Annotated in this window: 18 protein-coding genes; 15 read left to right on the top strand and 3 right to left on the bottom strand. The window is 57.0% G+C overall.

The genetic code is table 11. From position 1 onward, the window contains the following. The first annotated feature begins 10 nt into the window (after positions 1-10). The 9 genes from NE637_RS00250 to NE637_RS00210 all read left to right on the top strand — a co-directional run bounded on the left by NE637_RS00250 (position 11) and on the right by NE637_RS00210 (position 10,782). Positions 11-1,942, top strand: a complete 1,932-nt coding sequence (locus tag NE637_RS00250; protein ID WP_227118497.1) for a HEAT repeat domain-containing protein — start codon at positions 11-13, stop codon at positions 1,940-1,942. A gap of 563 nt (positions 1,943-2,505) precedes the next feature. Further along, positions 2,506-3,432 carry a CheR family methyltransferase gene (locus NE637_RS00245; protein ID WP_252209483.1) on the top strand — a complete coding sequence of 309 codons (927 nt, stop codon included), beginning with the start codon at positions 2,506-2,508 and terminating at the stop codon, positions 3,430-3,432. A 10-nt stretch (positions 3,433-3,442) separates the two neighbouring features. Further along, a complete protein-coding gene (locus NE637_RS00240; RefSeq protein WP_192111582.1) occupies positions 3,443-4,219 on the top strand; it encodes a ParA family protein in 777 nt (258 codons plus the stop codon). Next, positions 4,213-4,914 carry a chemotaxis protein CheW gene (locus NE637_RS00235; RefSeq protein WP_192111581.1) on the top strand — a complete coding sequence of 234 codons (702 nt, stop codon included), beginning with the start codon at positions 4,213-4,215 and terminating at the stop codon, positions 4,912-4,914. The genes NE637_RS00240 and NE637_RS00235 overlap by 7 nt, the downstream gene beginning before the upstream one ends. 111 nt (positions 4,915-5,025) lie before the next feature. Beyond that, positions 5,026-5,394, top strand: coding sequence for a response regulator (locus tag NE637_RS00230; RefSeq protein ID WP_022658680.1), 369 nt, complete (start codon positions 5,026-5,028; stop codon positions 5,392-5,394). A gap of 69 nt (positions 5,395-5,463) precedes the next feature. Then, on the top strand, positions 5,464-8,646 hold the full coding sequence (locus tag NE637_RS00225; RefSeq protein WP_227118496.1) for a chemotaxis protein CheA: 3,183 nt from the start codon (positions 5,464-5,466) through the stop codon (positions 8,644-8,646). Positions 8,647-8,755: 109 nt separating this feature from the next. Continuing rightward, the gene (locus NE637_RS00220; RefSeq protein WP_192111579.1) at positions 8,756-9,271 is read left to right on the top strand and encodes a nitroreductase family protein; all 516 of its coding nucleotides are present in this window, start codon (positions 8,756-8,758) and stop codon (positions 9,269-9,271) included. Positions 9,272-9,540: 269 nt separating this feature from the next. Then, positions 9,541-9,750: a 50S ribosomal protein L28 gene (rpmB, locus tag NE637_RS00215; RefSeq protein WP_027180796.1), complete on the top strand. Its 210-nt coding sequence runs from the start codon at positions 9,541-9,543 to the stop codon at positions 9,748-9,750. 57 nt (positions 9,751-9,807) lie between these two features. Beyond that, positions 9,808-10,782, top strand: coding sequence for a rhomboid family intramembrane serine protease (locus tag NE637_RS00210; RefSeq protein ID WP_227118495.1), 975 nt, complete (start codon positions 9,808-9,810; stop codon positions 10,780-10,782). Positions 10,783-10,977: 195 nt separating this feature from the next. On the opposite strand, the gene NE637_RS00205 is transcribed toward NE637_RS00210, so the two are convergent. The 3 genes from NE637_RS00205 to NE637_RS00195 are packed head-to-tail and all read right to left on the bottom strand — an operon-like array spanning position 10,978 to position 13,283. Further along, entirely contained in the window at positions 10,978-11,487 is a 510-nt protein-coding gene (locus NE637_RS00205; RefSeq protein WP_227118494.1) for a threonine/serine exporter family protein, read from the bottom strand. After that, positions 11,484-12,386, bottom strand: a complete 903-nt coding sequence (locus tag NE637_RS00200; RefSeq protein ID WP_227124420.1) for a threonine/serine exporter family protein — start codon at positions 12,384-12,386, stop codon at positions 11,484-11,486. Before NE637_RS00200 ends, NE637_RS00205 begins: the two co-directional genes overlap by 4 nt. A 3-nt stretch (positions 12,387-12,389) precedes the next feature. Beyond that, a complete protein-coding gene (locus NE637_RS00195) occupies positions 12,390-13,283 on the bottom strand; it encodes an ornithine carbamoyltransferase (protein ID WP_192111576.1) in 894 nt (297 codons plus the stop codon). Positions 13,284-13,545: 262 nt separating this feature from the next. Here NE637_RS00195 and NE637_RS00190 point away from each other — a divergent pair, with 262 nt between their 5' ends. From NE637_RS00190 to nifS, 6 genes are all read left to right on the top strand, one after another. After that, positions 13,546-14,208 carry an HAD family hydrolase gene (locus NE637_RS00190; RefSeq protein WP_227118493.1) on the top strand — a complete coding sequence of 221 codons (663 nt, stop codon included), beginning with the start codon at positions 13,546-13,548 and terminating at the stop codon, positions 14,206-14,208. 1 nt (position 14,209) lies between these two features. Further along, complete coding sequence (locus NE637_RS00185; protein WP_227118492.1) at positions 14,210-14,917, top strand: ATP-binding protein; 708 nt, start codon at positions 14,210-14,212, stop codon at positions 14,915-14,917. Positions 14,918-15,122: 205 nt separating this feature from the next. Beyond that, positions 15,123-16,058, top strand: coding sequence for a homoserine O-acetyltransferase MetA (gene metA / locus NE637_RS00180; RefSeq protein ID WP_192111573.1), 936 nt, complete (start codon positions 15,123-15,125; stop codon positions 16,056-16,058). 41 nt (positions 16,059-16,099) lie between these two features. Next, positions 16,100-16,543: an RrF2 family transcriptional regulator gene (locus NE637_RS00175; protein ID WP_027180794.1), complete on the top strand. Its 444-nt coding sequence runs from the start codon at positions 16,100-16,102 to the stop codon at positions 16,541-16,543. Then, entirely contained in the window at positions 16,527-17,363 is an 837-nt protein-coding gene (nifU, locus tag NE637_RS00170) for a Fe-S cluster assembly protein NifU (RefSeq protein WP_192111572.1), read from the top strand. Before NE637_RS00175 ends, nifU begins: the two co-directional genes overlap by 17 nt. A gap of 5 nt (positions 17,364-17,368) precedes the next feature. Then, a complete protein-coding gene (nifS, locus tag NE637_RS00165; protein WP_227118491.1) occupies positions 17,369-18,523 on the top strand; it encodes a cysteine desulfurase NifS in 1,155 nt (384 codons plus the stop codon). The last annotated feature ends 18 nt before the right edge of the window (positions 18,524-18,541 follow it).

Raw genomic sequence — 18,541 nt, 5'->3', positions numbered from 1 at the left:
GGACATGACTATGAACATGGAAAATCCACAGCACAAAGCAATTCTTGAAGCCCTGAAGTCGGGCGATAATGACGCGATTCGCGACGCGGCATTCAGCGCTGGCGATCAGGGCCTCCAGGATGCCGTTCCCATGCTCTGCGAACACATCAAAAGCCCAAGTGTGGGCGTACAGGAAGCAGCGGAATACGCCCTGCGTAAAATTCGCGGGCCGCAGGTGGTCGTGGCTCTGCTGCCGCTCCTGAGCAGCGACGAAGCCCCCGTGCGCAACGTGGCCATGGACATTCTGCGTGAAATTGGCTCGGACAGCATTGAGAGCATTCAGCCCTACCTGCAGCACGACGATGCAGACTTGCGGATATTTATCACAGATATTCTGGGATACTGCCGTACGCATCAGTCCTGCCTGCTGCTCTGCCGCGCCCTGCTCAAAGACCCGGAAGTGAACGTGCGTTATCAGGCTGCTGTGAGCCTTGGCACACTGGCTTTTCCCGAAGCCGTCAACTCACTGTGCCAGGCCATGCACGATGAGGAATGGGTACAGTTTGCCGTGGTGGAAGCCCTTGCGAAAATCAAGGACTACTCCGCCGCCAGCGCTCTTGTGAAGCTGCTTTCCCAGGCCTCGTCCCTTGTGAGTTCGGCCATTGTGGACGCCCTTGGCGATATGGGCGATGTAAAGTCCATTCCCCTGCTCTTCAGTTCGCTTGAAAATGTTCGTGAAGCCCTGCGACACAAGATTGTCAAAGCTATCGTGCAGATTCTCAACGGGCGCGGCTTGTCACTGCTGGCTGGCAAATCGCAGGAAAGGCTGCGTTCCTACCTGCTCGACGCCCTTACAGACAACGATGAAGACATCCTGCTGGCCGCGCTGCAAGGCCTGAGCGCCATCGGTTCGGATGCGTGCACCGAAGACATCATCAACATGGCCGCCACCCTCGACAGGGAACGCCAGGATGAACTGTATGAAGCCGCCATCAAGGCCATTGCCGCCATTGGCTACAATGACTCCGTGCGCGATGCTCTCAACAGCGTTGATGAATCGCGCATCCTGCTGGCAATGGAGGCCTGTCATCTTATGGCAGACCGCCGTTGCGTGCCTGATCTCAAAAATATTTTCTGGGATGCCAGCCCGGAACTGCAGCGCATGGCAGCAGCGGAACTGGCTCAGCTTGGCGATTGCGCCGACTCCCCGTTCTTTGTAACCATCATGAATGATTCAGAAGATGCAGAAGTTCTCAAGAGCGCGCTGGTCTTCTTTGGCAACCAGCCCACCTGCCCTGATGTGGAAGACCTTGTTTTCGCCCAGTTGGATCACCGCTATGTGGACGTTAAGGAAATGGCGCTGGAAGCCTGCATCAACCTGCACAGCCCCAAGCTGAACGAACGCTTTAAGGAGCGGGCCAAGAGCGAAGACCCCATGCAGCGCATGATGGCCGTGTACGCCCTTGGCCGTTACGGCATTCTGGAAAATCTGCCTGAACTAACGGCAGCGCTTGAAGATGAATCATCCCGCACACGGCAGGTGGCGGTGGAATCCTTCCTGGGTCTTGGCGAACAGGCCGAGGAATACCTGCCCCTGCTGTTGCCCCGCCTTTCAGATGAAGACAAGGATGTTCGCCTTGCAGTGATTGACCTGCTTGGGCAAATCGCTTCCCCAACTGTGCTGCCCTATATTCTCAATGGGCTTGATGACGAAAACGAATGGGTTCGCATACGCGCCGTTGACGCGCTGGGCATGCACAAGGTTGCCAATGCCGTTCCTCAACTGGCGCAAATGCTTGAGAGTTCAAGCCCCATGGTGGCCCTCAAGATTATTGAAGCTCTTGGCAAGATCGGCGGCAATGTGGCCTTTAGCGTACTGCTGGGTTTGATGAATCATGAAGACCCAGATATCCAGCATGCAGCGGAAGAAGCGGTGGCAACGATCCAGGCCGAACAGGAGTAGGTATGTCTCAGCCCCCTACGTTATTTCCAAAAAGCCCGCTCGGCTCTGCCCAGAACAGCGGCAACGGCTCATCTGCTGGCAGCGCGGCTACTCCCGTAGAGCAACGTCCACGGCTTGGCGTGACGCCAACGCCTGGGGCAGCGCCAGCCGCTCCGGTTGCCAAACCCGTTGCGCCAGCCCCTGCCTCGCCATTCCGAACAACGGCTCCGGCCCCTGCGAGCCCGACACAAGGCGCTGGCATGACAGGTTCTGCATTCCGCACACCTCCAGCAGGCGGTGCCACCAGCCCCGCTGCGCCTGCGGCAACACGCCCGCCCCTGGGACAATCCGGACTTGGACAATCCGGACTTGGCCAAGCTGCAAATGGTCTGTCTGGTGCGGCAACGCGGCCTCCTCTCGGGCAAACTGGCCTGGGGCAATCCGGGCTAGGCCAGTCTGGTCTTGGGCAAACAGCAAGGCCTCCGCTGGGGTCTGCCCTGCCTCCGCGCACAGCAAGCCCAGCGCCTGCTACGGGCGGCCTTGGTGCCGCACGGCCCGCGCAAAGCGCACCCGCGACCAGCGCCATGCGCCCGCCGCTCACGCCTGCCGCGGCTTTTCGCTCGCCCACGCAAACTGCAGACAACACCCGTGCAGCCTCGCCCTTCCGCAAGGATTTGCAGATATCTGACGAGGAATTTCTGCAACTGCGCGATTTCATCTATCAACAGTGCGGCATTTTCATTGCTGAAAACAGGAAGTACCTTGTTGAAAACCGGCTTTCAAACCGCATCAAGGAACTGAACCTCAAGAGTTACAGCGACTATTACAACTTTCTGCGCTTTGACGGCAGCCGCCGCACAGAGCTCACCAAGCTTTTTGAAGTGGTAACAACCAACGAAACAAGCTTTTTCCGCAATCCACCGCAGCTTGAAGTTTTTCAAAAAAGTGTGCTGCCCGACATTCTTGACCAGTGCCGCAAGGCAGGGCGCAAAAAGCTGCGTATCTGGTCGGCTGGCTGTTCCACGGGCGAAGAACCCTACACGCTTGCCATCATATTGTGTGAAGTGCTGAAAAGTGAACTTTCCAGCTGGGACATCAAGATCACAGCCAATGACCTTTCCGAGGCCGTGCTGGCCGCTGCCCGCCGGGGAGTTTACAACGATTATGCCCTGCGCACGACCCCAAAGGAAATTGTGGACGCTTACTTTATCAAGGAAGACACGCAGTACAGAGTCAAGCCGGAACTGAAGTCGCTCATTTCCTTTGGGCCCATTAACCTCAATGACAGGGAACAGCTCAAACGCGTTGAAAAATCTCAGATTGTTTTCTGCCGCAACGTTATCATCTACTTTGACGATGAAATGAAGCGCAAGGTCATCAACGCCTTTTACGACAACCTTGAAATCAACGGCGCTCTGCTTATCGGGCATTCCGAATCCCTGCATAACATCAGCCGTGCGTTCCAGCTTGAACACCACAAGGGAACCATTGTTTACAGAAAAATGAGCTGATGCTGATACCATGTGCGCAAAAGTTCTGGCTATTGCCAATCAAAAAGGGGGCGTCGGCAAAACCACGACATCCATTTCGCTGAGCAGCGCGCTTGCCCGCATGGGGAAAAAGGTTCTTGTTCTTGATCTTGACCCCCACGCCTGCGCCACGCTGCATGCGAGAATATACCCCGAAGGCATCACTTGCAGCCTGCACGATCTTTTTCTTGCGCAGGAAGATGCCTGGCCCGTGATCTGGCCCGATCTTATCCATGTGCAGGCGCTGCCGGGGATAGATGTGGCGCCGGGCAGCATACGGCTGTCAGAGCTTGAAGTTGATTTTCGCGAACGTCAGGCCAAGGGAAGTGTGCTCCTCCGCAGCCTCACGCATGTGCGCGATGGGTACGATTACATAATTCTGGATTGTCCACCCCATGTGGGCATTTTGCTGGTCAATGCGCTGGTTGCCGCAGACCTGCTGATAATTCCGATCCAGACAGATTTTCTTGCCTTGCACGGGCTCAAGCTGCTGTTCGACACGCTGCACACGTTGAACAAGGCCCTGGGCAGGCCCGTACGCTACCGGGCAGTGCCCACCATGTACGACAGGAGAGCAAAAGCCTGCACACGGGTACTTGAACTGATGCGCCGCAAAATGGGGCAATCCATGTTTTCGACGGTCATTGGGGTGGACACGCACTTTCGCGAGGCCAGCGCCCAGGGGTGCACCATTTATGATATCGACGCCCGCTCAAAGGGTGCGCTCGGGTATAATTCGCTTGCAGAAGAAGTGGTGAAGCTATGGTAAAAACGCCCGAAGAATACTTTGCAGACCAGTGCCTGGCCGTACCTCAAGCGGCAGACGCAACGCTGAGCGCTGCGGAACAGGCCTTTGTGCAAAAATATCTGGGCAGCGATGCATTGCAGACCATGCCGGTGCTTGAACCGGAGCAGGTGATGGCTGGCGCAGCAGGAGAAGCGAAAGACCATGCGCGCCCAGCCCATCATGCCGGGCATGCAGAGGCAGAGACTGCCCGGCCTTCCTTGCGCACAAGGCTTGCGGCAGAAGAACAGGTGCAGATGGTTTCGTTCTATGTGCGCGAACAGGTATTTTTGCTGCCAGTGCCGGTAATTGTCGAGGTGCTGCGCTACATGCCGCTGACCCGGCTGCCCATGGCGCCCCCCTTTATTGCTGGTGTTGTCAACTTGCGCGGCAAGGTTACGCCCCTGCTGCACCTGGATGCATTGCTGACCACAGACCAGACTAAGCGTTATACAGAAAAAAGCTTTATCATTGTTTGTGGCACAGAAGATATGCAGCTTGGCCTTATTATCGACAAAATACATACCATGTACATGGTTTCAAAAGATAGCATTAGTTGGAACATCGAGGCGCAACTTGGCGAAGGGGCAGATTTTCTGTGCGGCCTCGCCAATATCAAGGAACGCCTCCACGGTATTATCGACCCAGAACTGATTGTCGACAAACTTATTGAAGTCTGATCGTCTGCCTGGCTGAGACAGCATGCGGTTCGACTTGCCAATAGTCTGAATAATCTCTAGAGTTCGGTGAAATTTTGTACGGCAGCCAACAACAGACGGACAGGATCACCTATGAAAAAACATATTATGGTCGTAGACGACTCCAAGACTATCCGTAACCTGGTAGCCTTTGTTCTCAAGGGCGAAGGCTTCAAGGTCAGCACCGCCGAGGATGGCCTTGACGCTATTGAAAAGCTTTACAGCCTTGAGCCGGTCGACCTGATTGTTTCGGACGTGAACATGCCCCGCATGGACGGCTTCACGTTTATCAAGACCATCCGCGCTCAGGATGCCTATAAGGATATTCCTATTATTGTCCTTTCAACGGAAGGGCAGGAGAAGGACATTCAGACCGGCATGAGCCTCGGCGCCAACCTGTATATGGTTAAACCGGCACAGCCTGAAAAAATGGTCCGTAATATAAAGATGCTTCTGGGATAGCCGATAAGAAAGACAGTATGTGTCCAATTCGGGCAATAGTGTGCTTTCAGCCATATAAAGGTACAGGTTATGAGCCAGGAATTTTTTGATCCGGAACTTTTCGCCGATTTTATCGCGGAAGCCAAAGAACATCTCGAAACTATCGAGCCTAACCTTCTTGAGCTTGAGAAGGCGCCGGACAATCTTGCTCTGCTGAATGATATCTTTCGGCCCATGCACTCCCTCAAGGGCGCATCGGGTTTTCTGGGGCTGAACCGCATCAATCAGCTGGCGCACAAGTCTGAGAATATTCTGGACGAACTGCGCAAAGGCACAATGGTTGTGACCTCGGAGATCATGGATGTCATCCTGGCATCCACCGATGCCCTGCGCCAGATGATCGACAATCTTGAATCCACCAACGCCGAAGGCGAAGTGGAGATTGGGCACATCATGGCTCAGATCGATGCCATCATGGCCGGCGAAACAGCGCCGCAGCCAGTGGCGGCTGAACCTGAAGCAGCGCCGCAACCAGAAGTGCTTGTCGAAACTGCCTCTGTTGTTGAAGAACCTGCCATCAGTGATGAACAGCCCACGGTGGATGAAGCTGCTGAAGCGTATAGCGAAAGCAGCAACGCCAACGCGGCTGACACCCCAGCCGCTACCGCCGGAAACGAAGAAGAGTTTACGGCCATGTCTGGCAAGGACTGGGTGCAGACCCTGCCCGATCTGCCTACGTATACCCTCACTGCCTTTGGTGAAGGGCACCTGAAAGATTTTATCGATGAGTCCAACGACACCATCGAAAACCTCACAAGCTCCCTGCTGGATCTGGAAGAAAATCCCATTGGCCGTGATGAACTGGTCAACGATATTTTCCGCTTCTTCCACAACATGAAGGGCAACAGCGGCATTATCGGCTACAGCGAACTGAATTCGCTCACGCACGAAGCAGAAACCCTGCTCAACAATGTCCGTCAGGGCAAAATCACGCCCACACACGAGCTGATCGACCTTCTGCTTCTTGTGGTTGACGTGCTGGAAGCCCTGGTGCAGCGCATCAATATTGAAGCGGGTTCAGCCACTCCTTTCAACATTTCTCCCGTGGTCAAGCAGCTTCAGGAAGCCCAGACAGGCGGCCCCATTTCCCTGCCGCAGGAACTTCTTGACGCCCAGGCCAATCAGAACGGCAACGGCGACCATCACGATGCTGCCGAGAGCCAGGGAGATGCAGAGCAGGAGGCCAGCGAGCAGGAAACCCCTGCAGCCACAGATCCCCACGCTCCGGTTGAAGTGGTCACTCCGACATTTTTTGCTGTTGGCGCTGAAAACGATGATACTGAGGCCTTTCGCGTCACGGTGCGGCAGCAGTTTGAAATTATTCATGCCGCGCTGGAAACTCTCAAGAAAGACGGCAGCCACAAAGATTCCATTGATGCCCTCTACCGTTGCCTCATGGCGGTCAAGAACGCCTGCGGCTTTATGGAATTTGAAGACATCAAGGTCTACGCCGAGCGCACGGCTGGCATCGTGGATCAGGGGCGCATCAGCGGTATTGACTTTGAATTGATGGTTGACCTGCTGGATCAGGAAGTTTCCATCATCAAGGATATGGTTCAGCTTGCGCTGGACGGCCCGGCCAAGGCAGCGGCACCGAGTGCGCCTGCTGCGGCTCCGGCTGCCCCGGCTCCCACCGCCCCGGCGGTCGAAAAGCCTGCTGAACCGGAAGCCGAACCCAAGGCCGAAAAAGAACAGGCCGCCCCGGCTCCCGCAGCCCCGGCCAGCACAGCCGCACAGAATACGCCTGCGGCGGCTCCGGCTGCCCCCAAGCAGGATGCCCCGGCTCCCAAGCCTGCTGCTCCGGCTGCGGCAAAGCCCGCTACGCCCGCAAAACCCGCCGCCCCGGCAGCGGCAAAACCCGCCGCCCCGGCAGCGGCAAAGCCCGCTGCGCCCGCCAAGCCTGCGGCACCTGCAAAACCGGCGGCTCCGGCTGCGGCTCCGGCTGCCGAGAACCACAAGGGTTCTTCCACCATCCGCGTTGACCATGAACGCCTTGACCACCTGATGAATCTCATTGGCGAACTCATCATCAACCGTAACAGGTACACCCTCATCGCCCGTTCACTTGAAGACACCGGGCATGACGTGGATATTTCCCAGGTCGCCCAGAGCCTTTCTGAAACCACCTACGCCATGGCGCGCATTTCTGACGATCTGCAAGACACCATCATGAAGGTGCGCATGGTTCCGGTCTCTTCCGTCTTTTCCCGCTTTCCCCGCCTGGTGCGCGACCTTTCGCGCAAAAGCGGCAAGGAAGTGGATCTGGTCATGGAAGGTGAAGAAACGGAACTGGACAAGAGCGTTGTTGAAGTCATCGGCGATCCGCTTGTTCACCTTATCCGTAACTCTGTTGACCACGGTATTGAACCTGAAGACCAGCGCCTCGCTGCCGGCAAGCCCGCCAAGGGCAAGGTTGTGCTGCGCGCCTTCCACAAGGGCAACTCTGTCGCCATTGAAATTGAAGACGATGGCAAGGGCATTGACCCCGCAAAAATGCGCGAAGTTGCCATCCGCAAGGGCGTCATCACCCCTGAGGAAGCCGCACAGCTTGATGACCGCGAATCGCTGGAGCTCATCTTTGCCCCGGGTTTCTCCTCGGCTGAAAAAATCACAGATATTTCAGGCCGTGGCGTGGGCATGGACGTGGTGCGCACCAACATCAAGAACCTCAAGGGCAGCGTCAGCACGTATTCAGAGGTGGGCAAGGGAACGCGCTTCACCTTGAGCCTGCCCCTGACCCTGGCTATCATTGACGCGCTCATGGTCAATGTTTCCGGTCAGATGTACGCCATCCCCCTTGATGCAGTCTCAGAAACCACCAAGATTGAAGCTGAACGCCTCACGGATGTGAAGGGGCGCAAGGCCGTAACCCTGCGCGGTGAAGTGCTTGGCGTTGTGGAGCTTTCAGAAATGCTGGGCCTGCCCCGCACCGATCCTCTGCCGGATGTGCTTTCCGTGGTTGTCATCCACGACAACGACCGCCGCCTGGGCCTCGTGGTTGATCGGCTTCTGGAGCGGCAGGAAATCGTTATCAAACCCCTTGGCGCATACCTTGGCGACCTCAAGGGTATTTCGGGCGCAACCATCATGGGCGACGGTTCGGTCATCCTGATCCTTGACCCGCACGAAATATACATAATGGCGACCTCCAAAGCCCCTTCCATAGGTGCTGGGGGCGAACAGGGCAAGCAGCCGGTTTCAGTAAGAATGTAACGCTACAGGGGGCCAGAAGGCCCCCTTTTCCATTGGATATCCGCGCCCGCCGCCCGTGCTTTTTTTCAGCCTGCGGCGCCATGCCGCACATGCCACAAAGGATAAAGCCATGCTGGAACTGTTGAGCAACCGCCGCAGCATACGCAAGTTCACCGATCAAGCCGTAAGCGATGAACACCTGGAAAAACTGCTTATGGCCGGGCTGTTGGCCCCTTCATCCAAGGATACCCGCCCGGTGGAACTGGTGGCCGTGCGCGACAAGGCTGTTATTGCCGCGCTGGCAGATTGCCGCGATTCCGGCACCATGCCCCTGCGCACAGCCCCCCTGGTGCTGGCGGTGGTGGCTGATACCGACAAATCGGACGTATGGGTTGAAAATGCCTCCATTGTTGCCATTCTGGTGCAACTGGAAGTGGAACGCCTGGGTCTTGGCTCCACATGGGTGCAGATGCGCCTGCGCACCAACGGTGCCGCTTCCGCCGAGGCCGAAGTGAGAAAAACACTTGGCATTCCCGGTCATTATGGCGTACTTTGCCTCGTGGCCATTGGTCACAAGGATGAAGTAAAAAAACCACGGGAGCTTGATGCGTCTGACTGGGCGCGTACGCACAGGGATTACTTCTGAGCAGCACAGTAATCAGCTCCTGCAGTTTTTCTTGAAAAATTCCGTTGTTCCATGGTGTTAAGGTCTGTCCGGCTTGATGACTGGCTGGCTACCCCGCACTTGAAGCGCAACCGCCTTTTTTTGAGAAAATTTCTTGCCTTTCCATGCTGCATGAGCTATATGACCTTTTCGCGCGGTTATGCCCACATGCAACGCTGTCATTTTTCGGCGCGGGCTTTGTTCTTGCCGCATTTGAATTGAACTATTTTTTTGCATATACGGAGGAATGTATGAGCAAGGAATGCATCTTTTGCGGCAAAAAGCCCCAGGTCGGCAATCTTGTGAGCCACTCCAACATTAAGACCAAGCGTCGCTTCAATCCCAATTTGCAGCGCGTGCGTCACCAGTTCCCCGACGGCAGCGTGCGGACCCTTTCCGTCTGCACCCGTTGCCTGCGCTCTGGCGTTGTTGTTAAGCCCACGGTGCGTAAGCAGGCCTAACTGACCTTCTTTTGCAGCTTTCAGCCCCGACAGGTTTCTGCCGGGGCTTTTTTGCATATGCGCACAATTCCGCCAAGAATTTTTGCCTTTTCGCGCTACTGGCGCGTCCGCCGCAGGCCCAGCAGCCTGCCTCTCGACTGGCGTCCGGTTGCCAGTTTGCAAGGCACAGCGGGCTACGCCCGCTTTCGTGAATGGCTGCTTGTGCTCAATGCCTGCAACATTCCGCATCAGACCGTCCAGATGAACAGCAGGGAATACATTTATGTGCCCGCGTTGTTTGAGAACATTGCCCTCATGGAACTGGGGGACTTTGCGCGGGAAAGCACTGCACCAGTTTCCCAGCCACCGCCGCTTCGAGTTTTTCCCCACGCCTACATGGCAATACTGGCGCTGCTGCCGCTCATTCTCTGGCACGGCTGGCGCGTAGGCTGGTGGGCTGTCCCCGCCGCGCTGCCACCGCCAGACATGTGGAACAGCGCGGGCATTCTTGACGCAGTACGGGTTCGCGTTTTCAACGAATGGTACAGAACCGTCACCGCGCTTACTCTCCATGCCAGCCTCACCCACCTTTGCGGCAACATGGCCTTTGGCGCTATTTTTATGACCCTGCTGGCCCGCATGACAGGCGTTGGCAGGGCCTTGTGGCTTACCCTGCTTGGGGGAGCGATGGGCAATGCCCTGACAGTGCTGTTGCGGCCCCGCCCGGTTTTGAGCATGGGATTTTCCACGGCACTGTTTGCCAGCATTGGGGCTATCTCCGGCTACATGGCTTGCCAGCAGCAAGGCAAACGCAAGACCATGCTGCCAGTGGCAGCCGCAGCCGCCTTGCTGGCCATGCTCGGCACTGAGGGCGAGAATACCGACTATGCGGCACATCTGGCAGGGCTTGGCTGTGGGCTGGCGCTGGGGGCGCTTGAAGCATGGCAGGTACGGAACGGCCGTAAGCGCTTGAACCAGTGGACGGCGGGGGCGCTCACGGCCCTAATCTGCACCGCTGCATGGTGGTGGGCCTTTGCCGCCATGCGCAACTGACTGTGAAAAAAAAGATCCTGACGTGAACACGCACATCAGGATCATGATTTTAGGCTGTATTTTTTAATCGCCGCAGATTTGTAGATCAGCGCCTTCTCACGCCGGTATCTTTCCGCTAGACCCGCTCCCATCCTCTGTATGTCTGCCGTGAGCAGCACGGCAAAACACTATTCCTGCCAGGGCCAAGCGCCTGATTCAGTCCGCGCTGCCGCCCTGGCTCAGCTTGTGTAATGTACGGCCAAGCGGCGCTTCACGGTGGAAAAGAAGCAGGGGCAGTATGGCCCCGATAGCCAGGGCGCACATGATGAAAAATGCCGTAAGCCCGTTGTAGACAACGCTGACAAGCACAGTCTGGCCCTGAGGCGTCCCGGCTGTGTTGAGAAACTGCAAGGTCGCCAGAATGGCCTTATAGGCAAACATGCCGGGAATCATGGGCAACAGCGCGGGGAACACAAACATTTCCGCCGGGGTATGGCAGCGGCGCGCGATTGGCATGCTGCAAAAGGAAATGATCAACCCGGCGCAGAGCGATGCGCTGGCTATCCCCATATTGGCCTGCAACAGCAAAAAACGGCTCATATGCCCCGTGGCGGCAAGCAGGCCAGCCATGACGGCTATCCGCTTGGTGGGCCGCGATATGGCCGCAAAACCAACTGTGGCAACAGATGCAAGCACTCCGTCCACAAGGCAGTCTACCAGCATCATAGCGAATCCACCCCCATCAGCAGCATGGTTGTAGCCAGCCCCAGAGCAATGCAGATAATGAGCGTACTAGCCTGAATCAGCCGCGAAACGCCCATAAGCACATGCCCGTCAAGAATATCCAGCATGGCGTTGATCAGGGGGATGCCGGGGATGAGAAACAACACGCTTGCAGCCATGCCCGTTTGCGGCGTGTTGCCCAGATGCAGCAGCACGCCCAGCGACGCCACCAGAGAAGCAGCGAACGAGCAGAGAAAAAACGTGACCTTCAGGTCAAGGCCCCAGTGCAGCAGTTTTTGCCGCAGATAAAAGCCCAGAAAGGTTGCGCAGAAAACCAGCCCCATGGCCACCGCATCGCCGTTGAACAATCCGCAAAAGGCGGCATTGGCGCAGGCCACAAGAAAACGCAGCAGCACAGGGTTAAGCGTGGGCACCGCGCAGATGGCGCTGAAATGTTCGCGCGCCTTGGCAAGGCTGAGGTTTTCATCGGCAATGCTCCAGCTCAGGGCATTGAGCGCCGCCACCCGCTGAAAATTGGGCGCACCAGACACAATGGAGCTGACCGCAGTACGGCGCTCCGCCGGAATGCCCCCTTCGGCTGGCTTGATGACTGAAAGCATGAGGTGCTTGGGGAATATGGCCAGTTCCACCTCAAAACCATATGCCCGTGCAATGCGGCAGGCGGTGCGGTCTACCCGTGAAGTCTGCCCGCCCGCCGCAAGCAATGTGGAAGCATAAACCTGTATAAATTCAATAAGCTCTTTGGCAGTCAGAACATTATGTCCTGTTACGCAAGCAGCATCGGCTTTCTCAACACTGGCCTTTGCCTCGCCCGCATCAGTCGAATCCGCCATTAATGCAGACAGCGTATTCAGACCGCCCTGCCCGTTTTGCAAACCCATAAACTAGATCCCGCTTTCATTATCAAGAAAAACCCAGTGCAGCATGCGCTTGTGAACCCGCAAACGGTATTCTGCCTGTTGCACCAACAGTGAGGCCTTGCTGGCCAGGATGGAATCGTCAACACGGATGGCCGCTATGGGCGAAGCACTCAGCATAAGATGCGCGTCATGCGCCGCCTTGGCGAGCAGTTCCGGCGTCACTTGCCAGCTTTCGCGCTCTTCGTCCGTCAGGCCGCTACGGCAGCCCGCAAAAACATAGTTGACGCCCCGTACGGCTTCTTCCACATTTTCCACAATGGTAATGCGCGACCCATAGCGCTCCGCAGCTTCTTTGAGCGGCGCGGGGTCCACGCGGGACGGCACGGCAATGCGCAGTGAAATGGGAAACCATGCCGTCGCCGCCATCAGTGAATGCAGCGTGCCGTTAACACAGCCCAGCCAGCCGCAGGTCACGCCGTCAAGATAGCGTGAATTGCGCAACATGCAGGCGATGTCGGCCAGAGCATGCGCCGGATGCGCATCAGGGCTGCCCGCATTGATAAGCGGGAAGCGCAGGCATGATGCCTCCATGTCCCACCCGCCCACGGGCATGCCGTACATGTACATGCAGTCAATGTAGTAGCTGAAAACGGGCAGGAGCTGTTCCTGGTAATCATTCATTTCATTGCGCCAGCTGCCACGGCTGCCTTCGTACACGACATTGCCGCCCATTTGCCGCACAGCGGCAGAAACGCAAAGCCTCTCAGGCAGAGAGTGCTGCGAAAACATCAGCAGGGCCACGCGCTGCGCCATAAAGTCTGTTTGCAGCTTCGGTTCCGGCATGCCCAATGCCTGCTGCACCAGCAGCCAGGACGCCTTTTCACCAAGACTTTTGATATTCAAAATATGTCTTGCCATAGATCCTCCGTGACGGTCGTCACATACAGCATCTTGAGCCCGCGATACTGTTCTATCAATGCGTGAAAATTCTGTCCAGCAAAGTACAAAAAGCAACAGGCATCACAAACCCTTATGCGCCTTTTGCGGAACATTTTTTTAACACATTGGAAAAAAAGAGAATAGTGGATTTTGTCGCATTAATACCCATAGAATACTTGTGATTTAATCCACTTTTCAGCTACAATACTGGTGCCCGCTTGCAGGGCCCACAGGAGCATACATGAGAGCATTCATTTTTGATCTGGATGGAACACTGGTTGACAGCCTGGAAGACATTGGCCAGGCCTGCAACGACGTTCTTGCCAGTCACGGCTATCCAGTCCATCCCTTGCCAGCGTACAGATTCTATGTGGGCCGAGGCTTTCACAAACTTGTGAATGACGCCCTCCCCGAGGGTGAAGCAGCAAAGCTTTCTTCAGACCAACTGACAGCGTTGATTGCAGAGGCCCGCGCCCGCTACGGCGAAAACATGTGCGTACGCACCAAGCCCTATGCTGGCATCACCCAGGCGCTGCACCAGCTCGCAGATGACGGCCACGCTCTGGCCGTCCTTTCCAACAAGCCGGACGATCTCACCGTTGAACTGGTGCGCCGCTACTTTCCTGATGTGCCGTTTGCCCTTGTGCGCGGCGGCAGGGAGGGCGTGCCCCTCAAGCCGGAGCCGGACGCCCCCCTCGACATGCTGCGGCACATGGACTTTTTGCCAGAGCGCAGCTTTTACGTGGGCGACAGCAACGTGGATATCTTCACCGCCCGCAACGCGGGTATGATCTCAATCGGCGTGGCCTGGGGATTTCGCGGCGCGGACGAACTGCGCGCAGCCCAGGCCGACCATGTCATCGACACGCCCGTGGCGCTGGCGCGCCTGGCAAAGGAGGCATAATATGAAACGTCCCATCATTGAGATTGACGAAGAAAAGTGCAACGGCTGCGGGCAATGCGTACTCGACTGCGCTGAGGGCGCGCTTGCCATCATTGACGGCAAAGCCAAACTTGTCAGCGACATCTACTGTGACGGCCTCGGCGCGTGTCTGAACTGCCCCGAGGGTGCGCTGCGCCTTGTGGAAAGGGAAGCGCCCGAATTTGATGAGGAGGCGGCCCTTGCCGCCAAGGCAAAAAGGGATGGAACCGCCCAGCCCCACCGCCCGCATGGCGGCGGCTGCCCCGGCAGCATGGCGCGCACGTTCACCCCGCTGACCGGCGGCCCTGCAACCATGGCCCCCGCCGGATCGCAAGATCTGCGGGCGCAGGTGCCCACATGGCCCATCCAGTTGCGGCTGGTTCCGCCCACTGCGCCCTATCTGCGCGGGGCCAACATCCTGCTGGCAGCCCATTGCGCAGGCTTTGCCCTGCCCAATCTGCATGCGGACTGGATGCGCGGGCGCGTGCCCATCATTGCCTGCCCCAAGCTTGAAGACAATGAAGTGCTGGTCGAAAGGCTCACAGCCATCATCAAACAGGGCGGCATTGCGGGCATTACCGTACTGCGCATGAGCGTGCCCTGCTGCGGCGGGCTGGACAGGCTGGCGCACCGCGCCATTGAGGCCGCAGGCAGCACCTTGACGCCGGAGACGCATATTGTACAATTGTAGGCATCTTACAAGAAGTATACGTGGGCAAGAAATGCCCATGTAGGAAATACCTAAAGTCCGCCTTGACAAAACATAGTGTAATGCTATGTTTTACGGGCGGGCTTTTATTAACTGAAATTGCCCAAAAACCGTAACCCGCAGACGGGCCGTAGGGGCAGTGAACGCACTGCCAAGTAAGACTGCTTTGCTGTAAAGGATCATCCACATGCCCATCAAGATTCCTGCTGATCTTCCCGCCTGTGCAGCGCTTGAAAGCGAAAACATCTTTGTGATGACGGAAGATCGCGCTGTCCAGCAGGACATTCGTCCGCTGGAAATCGCCATCGTCAACCTCATGCCCACCAAGATAGCTACAGAAACGCAGTTGCTGCGGCTTTTGAGTAATTCGCCCCTCCAGGTCAACATCACCCTGCTGCGCACTGAAGCTCACGAATCCAAAAATACTCCCGCACAGCACCTTGAGCGCTTTTACAAGACATTTTCAGAAATTCGCCACGGCAGCTTTGACGGCATGATCGTCACCGGCGCTCCGGTGGAACATCTCCCTTTTGAGGATGTGGACTACTGGCACGAGCTGCTGGACATCATGACCTTTGCGCAAAGCCGCGTGTACTCAACCCTGTACATCTGCTGGGCGGCGCAGGCGGCCTTGTACCATTTTTACGGTATCCCCAAGTACGCCTTGCCTGCCAAGGTTTCCGGCGTGTTCCAGCACGACATTTTGCAGCCCGGCTGTCGCCTGTTCAGCGGCTTTGACGATACCTTTGCCGCGCCCCATTCGCGCCATACGGAAGTTCGCGCCGAGGATGTGAGCAAACAGTCCGAGCTGCGCATTTTGGCCGAATCGCCAGAAGCCGGGCTTGCCCTGGTAGAAAGCCGCGATCACTCGCAGGTGTTCATGACCGGGCACCTTGAGTACGACAGGGGCACCCTGGATGCGGAATTCCGCCGCGATCATGAACGGGGCATGAACCCCATACCGCCCAGCAACTACTATCCCGGCAACGATCCCAGCCGTCTGCCCAACATGAACTGGCGGGCGCACGCGCACCTGTTCTACTGCAACTGGCTCAACTACTACGTATACCAGGAAACGCCCTTCAGCCTTACTGCCATTGCCCGTGACCGGCAGGGCAAGTAAGAGTTCATAATCCTGAACCCCTACAGGATACGAGGATGCCTATGCGATTTTCTACCAGAACCCGTTACGGATTGCGCTTTTTGCTGCGTCTGGCGGCCCAGCCCCAGGGCTCTCTTTTGCAACTGGGGCAGGTGGCCCGAGAAGAAAACATCTCATCGGGCTATCTGGAACAGATAGTGCGGGCACTGCGCCCCATGGGCATTTTGCGTGCGGTGCGCGGTTCTGGCGGCGGATACTCACTTGCCAAGTCGCCAACAGATATTAACATTGAAGAAGTCTTTCAGCATCTTGAGGGTGAAATTTCCCCTGTGCGCTGTCTGAGCAAGGGTCGCCATTGTCAACGCGAATCCCACTGCTCCACCCGGGGCTTCTGGACAGAACTGGACGGGCACATCCGCTCCTTCCTGCAAAAGCGCACCTTGCAGGAAATTATAGACTCAGAGAAATGCTCCGTAACGGGAGGCAATCATGTGGAATTACACTGAAGCAGTACACGACCACTTTCTGCGGCCGCACAATGTGGGTCCCCTTGAAGGCGCCAACGCCATTGGCGAAGTGGGCAGCCTGACATGCGGAGACGCACTCAAGCTATATCTCAAGATCAACGACCAGCACATCATCGAAGACGCCAGCTTTGAAACCTTTGGCTGCGCCAGCGCCATTGCTTCAAGCTCTGTGCTGACCGACATGGTCAAGGGCATGTCTGTTGAAGACGCGCTCAAGATCACCAACAAGGACATCACCAACGCTTTGGGCGGCCTGCCCAAGCAGAAGATGCACTGCTCCGTCATGGGCCAGGAGGCGCTTGAAGCCGCCATCCGTCAATGGAAGGGCGAACCGCCCGTACCCCATGCCCATGAAGAAGGCAAGCTGGTGTGTAAGTGCTTTGGCATCACGGATGCCCAGATTATCCGCGCCATCACTGAAAACGGCCTCAAGACAGTTGAAGAAATCACCAACTACACCAAGGCTGGCGGCGCATGCGGCGAATGCCTTGATGAAATAGCCGAGATTCTGGCCGCCCAGCTCAAGCAGAAGCCGCTGGTCGAGCTCAAGCCCAAGCCGCGCCTCACCAACGTGCAGCGCATGCAGAAGGTGCTCAAGACCATTGACGAAGAAATCCGCCCGCAGCTTGCTGCTGACGGAGGCGATATTGAACTGGTGGATGTGGACGGTCTGCGCGTTGTGGTCTCCCTGCGCGGGCGCTGCGCCCAGTGCCGTTCGAGCGAAGTGACCATCCGCGATCTGGTGCAGCGCCTGCTGCGCGAACATGTTGAAGCCGACATCGTGGTTGAGGAGGCCTAACCGCCATGAAAACCATCTATCTTGACAACAACGCCACCACGGCTGTTGCGCCTGAAGTACGCGATGCCATCCTGCCCTATCTGAACGAGCTGTACGGCAACCCTTCAAGCATGCACACCTTTGGCGGTCAGGTGGCAGATGCGGTCGAAACAGCCCGCGAGCAGATGGCCAGTCTGCTGGGCGCAAACCCGGACGAAATCATCTTTACCTCCTGCGGGTCGGAGAGCGACAACGCCGCCATCTGGTCGGCCATCCAGACCCAGCCTGAAAAGCGCCATCTCATCACCACCCGCGTGGAACATCCCGCCGTGCTCAGCGTCATGCAGCACTGGGAACGCCAGGGCTACCGGGTGACCTACCTTGGCGTGGACAACAAGGGACGCCTTGACCTTGACGAATACGCAGCCGCCCTCACGCCTGATACGGCGCTGGCATCCATCATGTTTGCCAACAACGAGGTGGGCAATATCTATCCTATCCAGCGCATGGCTGAAATGGCTAGCGAGAGCGGCGTGCTGTTCCATACGGATGCCGTGCAGGCCGTGGGCAAAACGCCCATTGACCTTGCCCATCTGCCTGCGGACATGCTTTCGCTCTCCGGCCACAAGCTGCACGCCCCCAAGGGTATTGGCGTGCTGTATGTGCGCAAGGGTGTGCGCTTCCGCCCGTTTTTGCGGGGCGGCCATCAGGAGCGGGGTCGCCGCGCGGGTACGGAAAATGTGCCGTACATTGCAGGGCTTGGCGCAGCGGCTCAGCTTGCCATTGCGCACATGCAGGAAGAACGCGTCAGCGTGGCCATGCTGCGCGACAGGCTTGAACAGGGTCTGCTTGAACGTATCTCCGACTGCATGGTCAACGGCGATGTGGATAACCGCCTGCCCAACACCACCAATATTGCATTTAAAAACGTGGAAGGCGAAGCCATCCTGCTCATGCTCGACAGGCTCGGCATCTGCGCAAGCTCCGGGTCTGCCTGCACCTCTGGCAGCCTTGAACCTTCGCACGTGCTGCGCGCCATGGGTGTACCCTTTACTTACGCCCACGGCTCCATCCGCCTTTCCCTCTCCCGCTACACCACGCAGGAAGAAGTGGACTTTGTCATCCAGAACTTCCCTGATGTCATCAAAACCTTGCGCATGATTTCTCCCTTCAAGGATTAATCCTGACTCAAGCAGTAG

The sequence above is a fragment of the Desulfovibrio desulfuricans genome (assembly GCF_024460775.1).
Taxonomy (GTDB): domain Bacteria; phylum Desulfobacterota; class Desulfovibrionia; order Desulfovibrionales; family Desulfovibrionaceae; genus Desulfovibrio; species Desulfovibrio desulfuricans_E.
This window is presented reverse-complemented; position numbering and strand designations above follow the sequence as displayed.